This window comes from Streptomyces sp. NPDC021020 (assembly GCF_044333285.1).
Taxonomy (GTDB): Bacteria; Actinomycetota; Actinomycetes; order Streptomycetales; family Streptomycetaceae; genus Actinacidiphila.
On record NZ_JBIRQQ010000002.1, the window covers coordinates 84338 to 98017 of the forward strand.

General features: G+C 75.3%; 12 protein-coding genes. 5 read left to right on the top strand and 7 right to left on the bottom strand.

Annotated elements, in window-relative coordinates; translation table 11 throughout:
* The first annotated feature begins 52 nt into the window (after positions 1 to 52).
* Together ACH4SL_RS04785 and ACH4SL_RS04790 are read left to right on the top strand one after the other, a co-directional pair.
* The gene (locus ACH4SL_RS04785) at positions 53 to 1783 is read left to right on the top strand and encodes an ATP-binding cassette domain-containing protein (protein ID WP_398441973.1); all 1731 of its coding nucleotides are present in this window, start codon (positions 53 to 55) and stop codon (positions 1781 to 1783) included.
* Positions 1784 to 2257: 474 nt separating this feature from the next.
* On the top strand, positions 2258 to 3424 hold the full coding sequence (locus ACH4SL_RS04790) for a glycoside hydrolase family 11 protein (RefSeq protein WP_398441974.1): 1167 nt from the start codon (positions 2258 to 2260) through the stop codon (positions 3422 to 3424).
* A gap of 60 nt (positions 3425 to 3484) precedes the next feature.
* Here the strand turns inward: ACH4SL_RS04790 and msrB are convergent, their stop codons facing one another.
* The 4 genes from msrB to ACH4SL_RS04810 all read right to left on the bottom strand — a co-directional run bounded on the left by msrB (position 3485) and on the right by ACH4SL_RS04810 (position 6936).
* Positions 3485 to 3892, bottom strand: coding sequence for a peptide-methionine (R)-S-oxide reductase MsrB (gene msrB, locus ACH4SL_RS04795; RefSeq protein WP_398441975.1), 408 nt, complete (start codon positions 3890 to 3892; stop codon positions 3485 to 3487).
* A gap of 10 nt (positions 3893 to 3902) precedes the next feature.
* Entirely contained in the window at positions 3903 to 5300 is a 1398-nt protein-coding gene (murC, locus tag ACH4SL_RS04800; RefSeq protein WP_398441976.1) for a UDP-N-acetylmuramate--L-alanine ligase, read from the bottom strand.
* Between the two features lie 124 nt (positions 5301 to 5424).
* A complete protein-coding gene (locus ACH4SL_RS04805) occupies positions 5425 to 5901 on the bottom strand; it encodes an indole-3-glycerol phosphate synthase (protein ID WP_398441977.1) in 477 nt (158 codons plus the stop codon).
* A 243-nt stretch (positions 5902 to 6144) separates the two neighbouring features.
* Positions 6145 to 6936 (bottom strand): pyrimidine reductase family protein, encoded by a 792-nt coding sequence (locus tag ACH4SL_RS04810; protein WP_398441978.1) that lies wholly within the window; start codon positions 6934 to 6936, stop codon positions 6145 to 6147.
* Positions 6937 to 7023: 87 nt separating this feature from the next.
* On the opposite strand from ACH4SL_RS04810, the gene zapE reads away from it, so the two are divergent.
* The gene (gene zapE, locus ACH4SL_RS04815; protein ID WP_398441979.1) at positions 7024 to 8094 is read left to right on the top strand and encodes a cell division protein ZapE; all 1071 of its coding nucleotides are present in this window, start codon (positions 7024 to 7026) and stop codon (positions 8092 to 8094) included.
* A 47-nt stretch (positions 8095 to 8141) separates the two neighbouring features.
* Positions 8142 to 9008 carry a PPK2 family polyphosphate kinase gene (locus ACH4SL_RS04820; RefSeq protein ID WP_398441980.1) on the top strand — a complete coding sequence of 289 codons (867 nt, stop codon included), beginning with the start codon at positions 8142 to 8144 and terminating at the stop codon, positions 9006 to 9008.
* 11 nt (positions 9009 to 9019) lie between these two features.
* Here the strand turns inward: ACH4SL_RS04820 and ACH4SL_RS04825 are convergent, their stop codons facing one another.
* The 3 genes from ACH4SL_RS04825 to ACH4SL_RS04835 all read right to left on the bottom strand — a co-directional run bounded on the left by ACH4SL_RS04825 (position 9020) and on the right by ACH4SL_RS04835 (position 12463).
* A complete protein-coding gene (locus ACH4SL_RS04825) occupies positions 9020 to 9187 on the bottom strand; it encodes a hypothetical protein (RefSeq protein ID WP_398441981.1) in 168 nt (55 codons plus the stop codon).
* Positions 9184 to 10923, bottom strand: coding sequence for a malto-oligosyltrehalose trehalohydrolase (gene treZ / locus ACH4SL_RS04830; protein ID WP_398441982.1), 1740 nt, complete (start codon positions 10921 to 10923; stop codon positions 9184 to 9186). The genes ACH4SL_RS04825 and treZ overlap by 4 nt, the downstream gene beginning before the upstream one ends.
* Positions 10924 to 11029: 106 nt before the next feature.
* On the bottom strand, positions 11030 to 12463 hold the full coding sequence (locus ACH4SL_RS04835) for an FAD-dependent oxidoreductase (protein ID WP_398441983.1): 1434 nt from the start codon (positions 12461 to 12463) through the stop codon (positions 11030 to 11032).
* An 87-nt stretch (positions 12464 to 12550) separates the two neighbouring features.
* On the opposite strand from ACH4SL_RS04835, the gene ACH4SL_RS04840 reads away from it, so the two are divergent.
* Positions 12551 to 13426 (top strand): LysR family transcriptional regulator, encoded by an 876-nt coding sequence (locus ACH4SL_RS04840; protein WP_398441984.1) that lies wholly within the window; start codon positions 12551 to 12553, stop codon positions 13424 to 13426.
* The last annotated feature ends 254 nt before the right edge of the window (positions 13427 to 13680 follow it).

Below are 13680 nucleotides of genomic sequence, written 5' to 3' on the forward strand. Positions count from 1 at the left end.
CAGTCTGCCACCGCCGCTTGGCGGCCCGCGGCGGGTGGTCCAGGATGGGCCCGTGCACGCGACCGTACTGCGACTCGACGGTGTCGGACGGCGCTACGGACTGCGCGGTCCGTGGGTGCTGCGGGACGTCGGGCTGGAGCTGCCGCGCGGCGCCCTGGTGCGGGTCGAGGGCGTGAACGGCAGCGGCAAGTCGACGCTGCTGCGGATCCTCGCCGGGGTCGACCGCCCCACCGCCGGACGTGTGACCGGCCGTCCCGCCGACTCCACCGCGTACGTCCCGGAGCGCTTCCCCGCCGCGCTGCCCTTCCCCGCCCTGCGCTACCTGACGCACCTCGGCGCCGTCCGCGGCCTGTCCGCCGCGACCGCCCGGGAGCGCGCCGCGCACTGGCTGGAAAGCTTCGGTGTCGCCGGGTACGCCCGCACCCCGCTCGACGAGCTGTCCAAGGGCACCTGCCAGAAGGTCGCGATCGTCCAGGCCCTGCTCGCCGACCCCGGGCTGCTGGTGCTCGACGAGGCGTGGACCGGCCTGGACACCGCCGCCCGCGCCACGCTGGATGCCGCGGTACGGGCCAGGACCGCGGCGGGCGGCACGGTCGTCTTCGTCGACCACGACCCGCGCCGGCTGGCCGGGGAGCAGGACGTCACGGTGGCGGTCGACCCCGCCGCGGGCCGGGCCACCGCGTACCTACGCACCCCCGCGGGCACCCTGCCCCTGCCGGGCCGCATGCTGATCGAGGCCGAGGGCGCGGGCGAACTCCCCCCGGACGTCCGCCCGTACGCCCTCCCGGGCCCACCCCCGGCCCGCCTCGTCCTGCCGGCGGCGGCCTCCGACGCGGCCCTGCGCAGCCTGCTGACCGCGGACCCGCCGTGGCACGTCACCGCCGTCCGCCCCGCGCCTCCGGCCGAAGGGGGCCCGCCCCCCGCTCGGCCCGCGCCGTCCACCGACGACGCCCGCGCCCCGGCGGAGCCGACTCTCCGGCCGGAGGCCGAGCCCGCGGCGGCACGGGACGCGGCCCCGCTCCCGCCCCCCGTGCCGGAAGCCGGTACCGGTGGCCCCGCCGGGCAGGCGCTTCCCGCCGCCCCGCCGCCGGGCGGCGCGTGGCAGCGGGCAGGGGCGCTGCTGCGCTACCAGGCCGCGCTGCTCGCCCGCTCGCACCGCTGGCTGGCGCCCCTGCTGGGATACGCCGCGGTCATGGCCGTCGGGATCAGGAGCGGGGAGCCGGTGCTCGGCTCGATGGGGTACGCGGCCGCGCTGCTGCTGCCCGTGACGGCGTGGCTGGTGCGGGTGTGCGTGCGGAACGAGCCCGCCGCCGCGCGGGCCTGCACGGCCTCCGCGGTCGGGCCGGGGCGGGCGCACGCCGGGGCGCTGGCCGTCGGGGTGGGCGCCGCCGCGCTGCTGGGCGCGGCCGGGACCGCGCTGGTCGCCGTCGTGAGCGGGGCGCATTCCGACGATCTGAGCACCGCCGTCGCGGTGGGGCCCGCGGCGCTGGCCGGGCTGATGGCCGCGGCGGTGGCGGTGCTGCTCGGGGGCGCGGTGGGGGCGCTGACCAATCCGCCGCTGGTGCGCGGCGCGGGCTGGTCGCTGCTGGTCACGGCGCTGGGCGCGGGCGCGGTGCTGCTGGTGTCCGGGTCGCCCGCGCAGGCCGCGGTCACCGGCCTGGTCACCGGCTCGCGCACGGGCGCGGTCCACTACCCCCTGCTGCCGCTCGCGCTCGCCGCGGCGGCCGCGGCCGCCGCGGGCCTGCTCTCCTGCGCGGCCGTCTCCCGCCTCGGCGCGGAGTAGCGGAACAGCCTCCTCGCGGCCGCCGCGGCCCCCGTACCGAACGATTCCGGCCATGCCCGGCGAACCGGTCCTGCGCTGCGGCAACGATCCTCGAAACTTTCGAAGCGGTGCGTGCTGTTCCGGCCGTCACATGCCCTGGTCATCGCGGGAGTTGGCCGTCCAAGTCCGCCCGATCACCACAAGTGCCCGCTGACCTGCGGGAATTACCTGTCTATGGCATCCCTGTGGACAGAAAGATTTCGAAATCTCTACCGAAAGTGTTGACACCCGGAGGGCGCGGTCCAGACTGTTCCGCGTCACCGGTGACGAGTTGCCGGCGATCCGGGCCGCACCCCTTCGGGCCCGGGACTCCGGCCGCGGCACGCTCGGCGGTCGGGGTGCGTGCCATGTCCCTGCTGCCCGAGGCCCACCGGCCCGCGGTGGCCGGGGGACGGCACGCGACCGCCCCCCACATCCGTGCTAGGAGGAAACCCAGTGAGTCTGCTGACCCGCGTCATGCGCCCCAGACGCCCCGTCATGGCCGCCGTCCGAGGTCTCATCGCCGTGGCGGCGTCGGTCATGGTCGCTTTCGCGCTCCCCGGCGCGGCCCACGCCGACACGACCGTCAACTCGAACAGCACCGGCACCAACAACGGGTACTTCTACTCGTTCTGGAGCCAGAACAGCGGCCAGGCCTCGATGACGATGGGCTCCGGCGGCCAGTACAGCACCACGTGGAACAACGTCACCAACTTCGTGGCGGGCAAGGGCTGGAACCCGGGCACGACCGCCCCGGTGACGTACTCGGGCACGTGGAACTGCAACGGCAACTGCTACCTGTCGCTGTACGGCTGGACGACGAACCCGCTCATCGAGTACTACATCGTCGACAACTACGGGAACTACAACCCGAGTTCCGGTTCGACCAAGCTGGGCTCGGTGACCAGTGACGGCAGCACGTACGACCTGTACCGCACGCAGCGCGTCAACCAGCCGTCCATCGAGGGCACCGCGACGTTCTACCAGTACTGGGCGATCCGCCAGGCCAAGCGCACCGGCGGCACCATCACGGTCTCCAACTTCTTCAACGCGTGGTCGCAGGCGGGCCTGAACCTCGGCACCCCGAACTACGAGATCCTGGCGACCGAGGGCTACGGCTCCTCCGGCAGCTCCAACATCACCGTCGGCTCCAGCGGCGGCAGCACCACCGGCGGGACCACCACGGGCGGCAGCACCACCGGCGGCAGCACCACGGGTGGCACCACCACCGGCGGGACCACCACCGGCGGGACCACCACCGGCGGGACGACGACCGGGGGCAGCACCACCGGCGGGAGCACCACCGGCGGCTCGGGCGGCAGCGGCTGCTCGGCGGCCTTCACCAACTCCTCCGACTGGGGCGCCGGCTTCACCGGAGCGGTGAACGTCAAGAACAACGGCTCCTCGGCCATCAACGGCTGGACCGTGAAGCTGACCTTCCCGGGCAACCAGACCGTCACCAACCTGTGGAACGGCAGCTACACCCAGTCCGGCAACACGGTGACCGTGACGAACGCGAGCTTCAACGGGAATCTGGGCGGCGGCGCGAGCACGTCCTTCGGCTTCAACGCCAACTACTCGGGCAGCAACGGCGCCCCGACCGTCTCCTGCACCACGAGCTGACCACCCGCACACGCGAAGGGGCGGGCACCGGACTCCTCCGGTGCCCGCCCCCCGCGCGCGTCACTCCCCGGCGGGGGCCAGCCGCAGCGAGATCGAGTTGATGCAGTAGCGCTGGTCCGTCGGGGTGGGGTAGCCCTCGCCCGCGAAGACGTGGCCCAGGTGCGATCCGCAGCGCGCGCAGCGCACCTCGGTGCGGACCATGCCCATGGCGCGGTCCTCGATCAGCTCGACCGCGTCGCTGTCGGCCGGGTCGTAGAACGACGGCCACCCGCAGTGCGACTCGAACTTCGTGGCGGAGCGGAAGAGCTCGGCGCCGCACGCGCGGCACGCGTACACGCCCTCGGTCTTGGTGTCGGTGTACTCACCGGTGAAGGGACGCTCGGTGCCGGCCTGCCGCAGAACCGCGTACTCCTGCGGGGACAGCTCCTCGCGCCACTGCTCGTCGGACTTGTTCACTTCGTACGGCATGGAGGTCCTCTCAGCTGCCGAGGCGGGCCAGAATCCGCGGTCCGAGGTCGGTCACGTCGCCCGCCCCCATGGTGAGAACGAGATCGCCGGGCTTCGCCATTCCTGCCACCAGCTCCGCGACCGCCTCGCGGTCCGGTTCCGGGGTCACGTCGGCGCCCGCGGCGCGCGCGGCATCGACGATGAGTGCGCTGGTCACCCCGGGGATCGGGTCCTCGCGCGCCGGGTAGATGTCCAGCACCACCGAGGCGTCGGCGAGCGCGAGCGCACCGCCCATCTCCTTGCCCAGCTCGCGGGTGCGGCTGAAGAGGTGCGGCTGGAAGACCACGAGCACCCGGCCGCCGTCCGCGGCCGCGCGGATCGCCTCCAGGTCGGCGGCCATCTCGGTCGGGTGGTGCGCGTAGGAGTCGATGACCTGCACGCCCGCGGCCTCGCCCTTGAGCTGGAGGCGGCGCTTGACGCCGGTGTACGACGCGAGCGCGGGCGCCAGCTCCTCGGCGGGCACGCCGAGGGCGATGCCGGCGGCGAGCGCGGCGGCGGCGTTGAGCGCGTAGTGCCGGCCGGGCACCGAGACGGTGAAGGCCAGCTCCCGGCCGTCCGGCAGGACGGCGGTGACCTCGCTGGTCAGGCCGCGCGGGGTGAGGGACGTGACCCGCAGGTCGCTGGAGGGCGCCTCGCCGAACGTGAGGACGCGCAGGCCCTCGGCGCCGGCCAGCCGCCGGGTCAGCTCCACGGCGCCCGCCTGGTCGGCGGAGACGACCAGGGTGCCGCCGGGGCGGATCTTGCCGGCGAAGGTCACGAAGGAGTCGTAGATCTCCTCCATCGACGCGTAGTTCGCGTGGTGGTCCAACTCCACGTTGAGCACCACCGCGACCTCGGGGTCGTAGGCGTGGAAGCTGCGGTCGCTCTCGTCGGCCTCGGCCACGAAGAGGTCGCCGGCGCCGTGGTGGGCGTTGGAGCCGGGGGCGTCGAGGTCGCCGCCGATCGCGTAGGAGGGGGCCAGGCCCAGCGTGCCGAGGGCGACGGCCAGCATCGAGGTCGTCGTCGTCTTGCCGTGCGTGCCGGCCACCGCGACCGGGCGGGTGCCGGCCATCAGCGCGGCCAGCGCGTCGCTGCGGTGCACGACCGGCAGGCCGCGCTCGCGGGCCGCCGCCAGCTCCGGGTTCTCCGCGCGGATCGCGCTGGAGACGACCACCGCGGTGGCGTCCGGCGCGAGATTCCCCGCGGCGTGGCCGATGTGCACGGTCGCGCCGAGCGCTCGCAGCGCGGCCGCCGTCTCCGACTCGCGCGCGTCGCTGCCCGCCACCGCCGCGCCGCGCTGCGCGAGGATCTTCGCGATGCCCGACATCCCTGCGCCGCCGATCCCGATGAAGTGCGGTCGGTCCAGGGTGGGCGGAACGGTCGGGCTCATACGCGCATCTCCAAGAGGTGGCCGGGTCGTCCACGGGACGGGTCAGCCGATTCTCGCACTGCCGGGCACGCCGCTCCGCGCACCCGCGGGATCCGGCGAGGGGCGGGCGCCGCCGCCCCGTCCGTCACTCGTCGTCGTCCTGCTGGGCGAAGAGCTTCAGCACCGGCACGCCCACCTTGTGGCGGGCCCTGGACGTCCAGTCGCGGTGGAAGAACTCCTCGACGAAATGCGGCGCCGTCAGCACGATCACCTCGTCGGCGTGGGTGCGCTCGACCACCGCCTTGAGGACGTCCAGCGGATGCTTCTGGATGATCTCGCCGACGGCCTCGGCCCCGGCGGTGTGCAGCTGGTCGACGGAGGCGGCGAGCGCCAGCTCGGCGGGCCCGTGGGCCTGCTCGCCCTCCGGCACGTCGTTCTCCCGCGCGGCTTCCTCCAGGTGGCCGAGCGCCACGTCGTCCACCGCCCGCAGCAGCCGGTCCTGGTCGCCGCGGGGCTGCATCAGCACCACGAACGAGACCGGCTCGTCGCCGTGCAGGGTGGTGACGAGCTCCACGTCGGCGGGGGCGAGCGCCTTCTCGATCATGAGTACGGTCGTGAACACGGACGCGTCCTTCTTTCTCAGGGGCCACTCGGCCGCCCTGCAAACCATCCTGCCCCGATCTTCACAGGGCACCGCTATGAGTCTTCCCGAGCGACACCAAGCGGAACGTACGAATCCGCTTTTTACGGCTCACCCTTGCCCCGGGGGGCGTACGACGCGGCGCGGGGTTTACGCGAGTCGCCTGCCGGCCCGCCCGGCGTGCGGGACCCGGGGCGGCGGGCGGACAGGCGTGAGGTGTGCGTGCTACGCGCGGACGTACCGCGTGAAGAGGAAGCCGTCCTCCTCCAGGACCGACCGCGGCGCGTAGCGGGCCGGGCCGGGGACGGCGGGGCCGTTCATGATGCGCGGCGCCCCGCCGCCCGTGAGCAGCGGCGCCACCGTCAGGCACAGCTCGTCGACGGCGCCGGCCGCCGCGAACTGCGCCAGCAGCCGCGGACCGCCCTCGTGCAGCAGCCGCGGGTAGCCGCGCGCGGCCAGCTCGGCGACCACGCGAACAGGGTCCACCCCCGCCCCGTCCTCCGCGTCCTGCGCCGCGACGACCACCTCGACATCCGCCGCCCGCGCTGCCACCAGCCGCTCGCGGGGCGCCGCCGCCCCCGTCACGACCAGCGTCGGGACGACCGGCTCGCGGAAGAGCGGGCTGTCGAAATCCAGGTCGAGACTGCGGGTGACCACCGCGATCGCCGGGGCCGGCGCCTGGCCCGCGGCCGCCCGCCGTCCGGCGAACTCCTTGCGCGCCCTGGCCGGCCGGTAGCCCTCGCGGCGCGCGGTCTCGGCGCCCACCACGACCACGTCGGCCAGCGCCCGCAGCACCCCGAAGATCCGCATGTCGGCGGGGGAGGACAGCGGCGCGGACTTGCCGTCGGCGACCGCGGCCCCGTCCAGCGAGCCGACCATGTTCGCCCGCAGCCAGGGGCGTCCCTCCGCCACCGAGGCCGGGTAGGCGTAGACCTCCGCGAGGCCGCCCGGGGTGTCGAGTGCGTCCGCCGGGCCGACGGTCTCCGCCGCCTCGGCGGGTGGGTACAGACGCCGCATACCCGCGATCCTCCCACGTCCCGAAGTGGCGCGCCCCACGGTGTCCCGGCGCGTGGGCGTCCCCCGAAGGGACTACGCTGGACAGTCGTGACAGCACTGCCGTCGTACGAATCCGCGCTGCTCGGCCCGGTCGCCCTGAGCGGCCGCACACCGCATGTCGAGACGGGGCGGCTGGTCGCCGAGATGGTGCCCCCGCCGCGCTTCGACGGCGTCCGCTTCGAGACCTACGTCGCGGACCCCGACCGGCCGAGCCAGGCCGAGGCCGTCGCGAAGCTCCGCGCGTTCGCCCGGCAGGACGCCCCGCAGGCCCGCCGCCGCTGGTTCCGCGCCGCCCCGCCCGCACCCGCCGCGGGCGGGGTGTATCTCGACGGCGGCTACGGCGTCGGCAAGACCCATCTGCTGGCCTCGCTCTGGCACGCCACCCCGGCGCCCCGCGAACGCAAGGCCTTCGGCACCTTCGTCGAGCTGACGAACCTGGTCGGCGCGCTGGGCTTCCAGCCCGCCGTGGCGGCCCTCAAGGACCACCGGCTGCTGTGCATCGACGAGTTCGAGCTCGACGACCCCGGCGACACCGTGCTGGTCTCCACGCTGCTCGGCAAGCTCGCGGACGCCGGCGTCACACTCGCGGCGACCTCCAACACGCTGCCGGGCAGGCTCGGCGAGGGGCGCTTCGCCGCGGCCGACTTCATGCGCGAGATACAGGGCCTGTCCGCGCGCTTCACCAGCATCAGGATCGACGGCGAGGACTACCGGCACCGCGGCCTGCCGCAGGCGCCCGAGCCCTACGCCGACGAGCAGGTGACGCGCGCCGCCCTCGGCACCCCCGGCGCGGCCCTCGACGACTTCGCGGAGCTGTCCGCGCACCTCGCGACCGTCCACCCGAGCCGCTACGGGGCGCTGTGCGACGGCGTGGAAGCGGTCTTCCTGCGCGGGGTCACCGAGGTCACCGACCAGGCGACCGCGCTGCGTCTGGTGGTGCTCGCCGACCGGCTCTACGACCGCGAGGTCCCGGTCATGGCCTCCGGTGTGCCCTTCGACCGGCTCTTCTCGGCGGAGCTGCTGTCCGGCGGCTACCGCAAGAAGTACTTCCGGGCCGTCTCCCGGCTCACCGCGCTGGCCCGCGACGCCGCGCGTCCGGACGGCGCCCGGGCGGACTGACCCGCCCCGCGCTGGCGGGACGGGGCGGCCCGGCGCACGATCGGTGCATGGCCCCCAAGAGCAGCCGTGCGACGGCCCCCGACCTGCGGTCGCTGCTGCGGGTCCCGCCCGGCCCGGTCGACCTGGCCGGGTACGGCACCCGGCAGACCCCCGGCGCCCCCGCGGGCGGCAAGGCGGGAGCGCGGGCCGAGACCGCGCGCGTACGGCCGCTGCTCGCCCGGTGGCAGGACCGGCTCTTCGCCCAGAGCACCGCGGGCGACCCGCGCTGCCTGCTGCTCGTCCTCCAGGGCATGGACACCTCGGGCAAGGGCGGCACCGTCAAGCACGTCGCCTCCGGCCTGAATCCGGCGGGCGTCCGGGTCACCGCCTTCAAGGCGCCGACCCCCGAGGAGCGGCGGCACCCCTTCCTGTGGCGCATCCGGCAGGCGGTGCCCGGGCCCGGCGAGATCGGCGTCTTCGACCGCTCGCACTACGAGGACGTGCTGGCCGCCCGGGTCCGCGACCTCGTCCCACGCGCCACCTGGTCCCGCCGCTACGGCGTCATCAACCGCTTCGAGCAGTCGCTCGCCGACGACGGCGTCACCGTGCTGAAGGTCTTCCTGCACATCGGCCCCGGTGAGCAGCGCAGCCGGCTGCTCGCCCGGCTCGACGACCCGGCCAAGCACTGGAAGTTCACCGCCGGTGACATCGCCGACCGCGCGCTGTGGCCCGCCTACCGGGAGGCGTACGAGGCGGCGCTGGAGCGCTGCGCCACCGAGACCGCGCCCTGGTACCTGGTGCCCGCCGACCGCAAGTGGTACCGCAACTGGGCGGTCGCCCAGCTCCTCCTGGAGCATCTGGAGCTGATGGATCCGCACTACCCGCCCGCGGACTTCGACGTCGAGGCGGCCCGCACCGCGCTCCTGACGACGTAGCCGCGAGCCGGTCAGCCCGAGCAGGCCGTGCGCTGGGCCTCCTGCCACTCGCACACCGGGCAGTGCGTCGCGCCGCGGGTGCTCGCGGGGTGCTCGGTCGGCTCGCCGCACAGCACGCAGTCCGCGCGCGGCTCGTCGGCCGTGTCGTCCTGGGGCCGGTCCTGCCGGTCGTGGGTCATACGTCCACGGTAGCGCCCGTCGTCCGCAGCACCGCGGCCCCCCGGGCGGGCAGCTGCACGGCGGGGCCCGGCAGCAGCTTGCACGCCGGGCGGGCGAGCACGACCTCGCAGGGCGCGTTCAGCGGTACCCGCGCGGGCGCGTCGGAGAAGTTGACGAGGACGCGGAAGGGGCCGCGCGCGACCCGCAGCGTACGGCCGCCCGCCGTCGCCGCGACGGCGTCCAGCTGCGGGTCGGTCAGGGCGGGCTCGGCGCGGCGCAGCGCGATCAGCGCGCGGTACCACTCCAGCAGCTCGCGGTGCCCGTCCTTCTCCGGCTCCGCCCAGTCCAGGCACGAGCGGTCCCGGGTGGCCGGGTCCTGCGGGTCGGGCACGTCCTGCTCGGCCCAGCCGTGCGCGGCGAACTCCCGGCGCCTGCCCGCGGTGATGGCCGCGCCCAGCTCCGCGTCGTGGTGGTCGGTGAAGAACTGCCACGGGGTGGCCGCACCCCACTCCTCGCCCATGAAGAGCATCGGGGTGAAGGGCGAGGTCAGCACGAGCGCCGCGGCGACGCCGAGCGCCTGCGGCGCCAGCCGGTCGCCGGTGGCGCGGTTGCCGACCTGGTCGTGCGTCTGGGCGTAGCCGAGCAGCCGGTGCCCGGGCAGCGTCGTCGGGTCGATCGGGCGGCCGTGGTGGCGGCCGCGGAAGGAGGACCAGGTGCCGTCGTGGAAGAAGCCGCGGGTCAGCGTCCTGGCCACAGCGGCGGGGCCCGCGGCGGCGAAGTCGGCGTAGTAGCCCTGCGCCTCGCCCGTCACGGCGGCGTGCAGGGCGTGGTGGAAGTCGTCGTTCCACTGCGCGTGCAGGCCCAGGCCGCCCGCCTCCCGCGGGGCGGTGGTGCGCGGGTCGTTCAGATCGGACTCGGCGATCAGGAAGAGCGGGCGGCCGACCGCCGCCGACAGCCCGTCGACCGCGGTCGACAGCTCCTCCAGGAAGTGCAGCGCGCGGGTGTCGACGAGCGCGTGCACCGCGTCCAGCCGCAGCCCGTCGAGCCGGTAGTCGCGCAGCCAGGCCAGGGCGCTGCCGACGAGGAAGGCGCGCACCTCGTCGGAACCGGGCGCGTCCAGGTTCACCGCGTCGCCCCACGGCGTGTGGTGGCGGTCGGTGAAGTACGGGCCGAAGGCGGGCAGGTAGTTGCCGGAGGGGCCGAGGTGGTTGTGCACGACGTCCAGCACGACGCCGAGGCCGTGCCGGTGCGCCGCGTCGACAAAGCGCTTCATCGCCTCGGGCCCGCCGTACGGCTCGTGCACCGACCACAGCGACACCCCCTCGTAGCCCCAGCCGTTGGTACCGGGGAAGGAGCACACCGGCATCAGCTGGAGGTGCGTGACGCCCAGCCGGGCCAGGTGCGGCAGCCGCTCGATCGCGGCGTCGAAGGTGCCCTCGGGGGTGAAGGTGCCGACGTGCAGCTCGTAGAGCACCGCGCCGGGCAGGCCGCGCCCCGGCCAGGGCGCCGACCAGGTGAAGGCGTCGTGGTCCACGACCGCGCTCGGCCCGTCGGGCCCGTCCGGCTGCCGCCGAGACCGCGGGTCGGGCAGCGGCGGACCGCCGTCCAGGACGTACGCGTAGCGGGTGCCCGCCGGTGCCGACAGGTCGGCCCGCCACCACCCCTCGCGCGCCGGGTCGGGGCCGAGCCGGTGCGTGCGCCCGCCGGTCGCCACCTCCACCCGCTGGGCCTGGGGCGCCCACACTTCGAACAGCACGCACATCTCCCGTCCGCCGCCGGCCACTGCGTCCCGCGCAGGATGCATGCCCGCGGGCAGGACCGGCTAGACCCGATTCACCCCAGGGCCCGGCGGCGGGCAGGTGTCAGGCGGTCTGGTGCAGGGCGCGGCCGCCGAGCATCAGGAAGACCTCGCCGACCGCCTCCGAGAGCGTCGGGTGCGGGTGGACATGCGCGGCGACGTCCGCGGGATCGGCCTCCCAGCCCACGATCAGCTGGCTCTCGGCGATCATCTCCGAGACGTGCGGTCCCACCAGGTGGACACCGAGGACGGGGCCGCCCGCCGCCGCGACCACCTTCACGCTGCCGCCCCGGCCGTGCACCATGCCCTTGGCCACCGCGGTCAGCGGCATCGCGTTCACCACCACCTCGTGGCCGGCCTCCCGGGCCTGCCGCTCGGTCAGCCCGACCGAGGCCGTCTGCGGGCTGGAGTACGTCACCCGCGGCACCGCCGCGTAGTCCACCGGCCGCGGATTGCGCCCGGCCAGCACCTCCGCCACCAGCAGGCCCTCCGCGAAGGACGCGTGCGCCAGGCCCGGCGAGGGCGGCGGCAGCAGGTCGCCCACCACATGGATGCCGGGCACCGCCGTCTCCAGCCGCGCCCAGCCGGCGGGCGGGACGAAGCCGCGCGCGTCCGCGGCCAGGCCCGCCGCCGCCAGGCCGAGCCCGTCCGTGACCGGCTCGCGGCCCACCGCCACCAGCAGCCTGTCCACGTCGTGGACGCGCGACTCACCGCGCGCGGACAGCACCGTGACCCGCACCCCGCGGTCGTACGGCTCCGCGCCCGTCGTCCGCGCGCCGGTCAGGATCTCCACGCCGCGCCTGCGCAGGCCCCTTTCGAGCTGCCGCGACACCTCCTCGTCCTCCAGCGGCAGCAGCCGGCCGGCCGCCTCGACCAGCACCACCCGGGCGCCCATCGAGCGGTGCAGCGACGCGTACTCGACGCCGATCGCACCGCCGCCCAGTACCAGCACGGACTCCGGCAGGCCCGGCGCGAACAGCGCGTCGTCACTCGTCACGACCCGCCGCCCGTCGGGGACGAGCCCCGGCAGCAGCCGCGGACGCGAGCCCGTCGCCAGGACGATGCCGCGCCGCGCGGTGTACGTCCGCCCGCCCGCGGCCACCGTGCGCGGCCCGGTCAGCCGCGCCTCGGCCCGCACCACGCGCACCCCGGCGTGCGCGAGATGCCCCTCCACGCCGCGGTGGTTGCGGGCCACGATGTCGTCGCGGGTCGCGGTCAGCGCGGGCCAGTCCACCGCGTCCAGCGTCGCCTTGACGCCCCACCGCTCGCGCGCCTCGGCGATGCCGTCGACCAGTTCCGCCGCGTGCAGCATCGCCTTGCTGGGGATGCAGCCGCGGTGCAGGCAGGTGCCGCCGACCAGGTCCCGCTCGGCCAGCACCACGTCGAGGCCGAGGTTCGCGGCGCGCAGGGCCGTGCTGTAGCCGCCCGTGCCGCCGCCGATCACGATGACGTCCGCCGTTTCCGCGGGGGCGGCGTCCGGGGTGTTCTCGCTCGTCATGCGGCCAGTCTCCGGCGGCCGCGCATCATGAGTCCAAGGCATAATCAGCGCATTGTCCATGCAGGATGTTTATGAGGAGGCCCCGCAGTGAGCCTGCGGCAGATGGAGTATTTCGTCACCGTCGTCGAAGCCGACTCCTTCACGCGCGCCGCGGAGCGGCTGCACGTCACGCAGCCCGCGCTGTCGCACCAGATCAAGGCGCTCGAACGGCGCGTCGGCGGGCCGCTGCTGGAGCGGCTCCCGCGCGGGGTGCGGCTCACCGCGATGGGCCGGGCGTTCCTGCCGCACGCCGAGCTGGCCGTGCGCGGCGCCGCGCAGGCGGAGCGGGCGGCGCGCGCCGCGGCGGGGGCGGAGGGCGGCGAGATCCACGTCGCCGCGGTCCACTCCGTCGCCGCCGGGCTGCTCCCGCCCGCCTTCGCCCGCTGGCGGCGCGACCACCCGGGCGTCCAGCTCGTACTGCGCGAATACGCGCGGGACGAGGATCTCGACGACGCGATGGAGCGGGGCGTCGCGGATCTCGCCGTCGGGCACGGCGGGGACGGCGCCGACGCCGCGGCGCGGGCGGTGATCGGCGAGGAGGAGGTCGTCGTCGTGCTCCCGCCGGGGGACCCGCTCGCGGGCGGCGGACCCGTACGGCTCGCCGCGCTGGCCGGGCGGGACTGGGTCCGGTGCGCGATGGAGCCCGTCGTGGACGGGCGGCCCTTCATCGACCTGGCCTGCGAACGCGCGGGGTTCGCACCCCGGGGCGCGGTGCGGACCGAGCACACGACGACGGCGGTCGCGATGGCCGCGGCGGGGGCGGGCGTGGTGGCGGTCCCCTCCTACGCGGTCCCGCCCGGCACCCCCGCGGTGTCCCTCACCCCGCCCTGGCGCCGCCCCCTCCACGCGTGGGGCCGCGCCGCTTTCTCCGCGCCGGTGGCCGAGCTGATCTCCTACCTCGGCGAGGTGGCTCCGGCCCGGTGACGCGCCGGGCTGCCCCTTGCGGTGGGTGCCGCGACCGTCCGCCGGTGGGGGCTTGTCGCGCAGTTCCCCGCGCCCCTGGTGTGTTGCCCTGCGCCGCATGCGCGAGCCCTTGACAGGCGCTTCCCCCGGCGGGGGCGGGTCTCACGGGTGAGGGCGAGCGTTTTCAGGGGCGCGGGGAACCGCGCGCTCAGCCCCCGCCAAGGGAAGGCGACATGCCACGCCAAGCGGCAGTCACCCGGGCAAGCCCCCGCCGG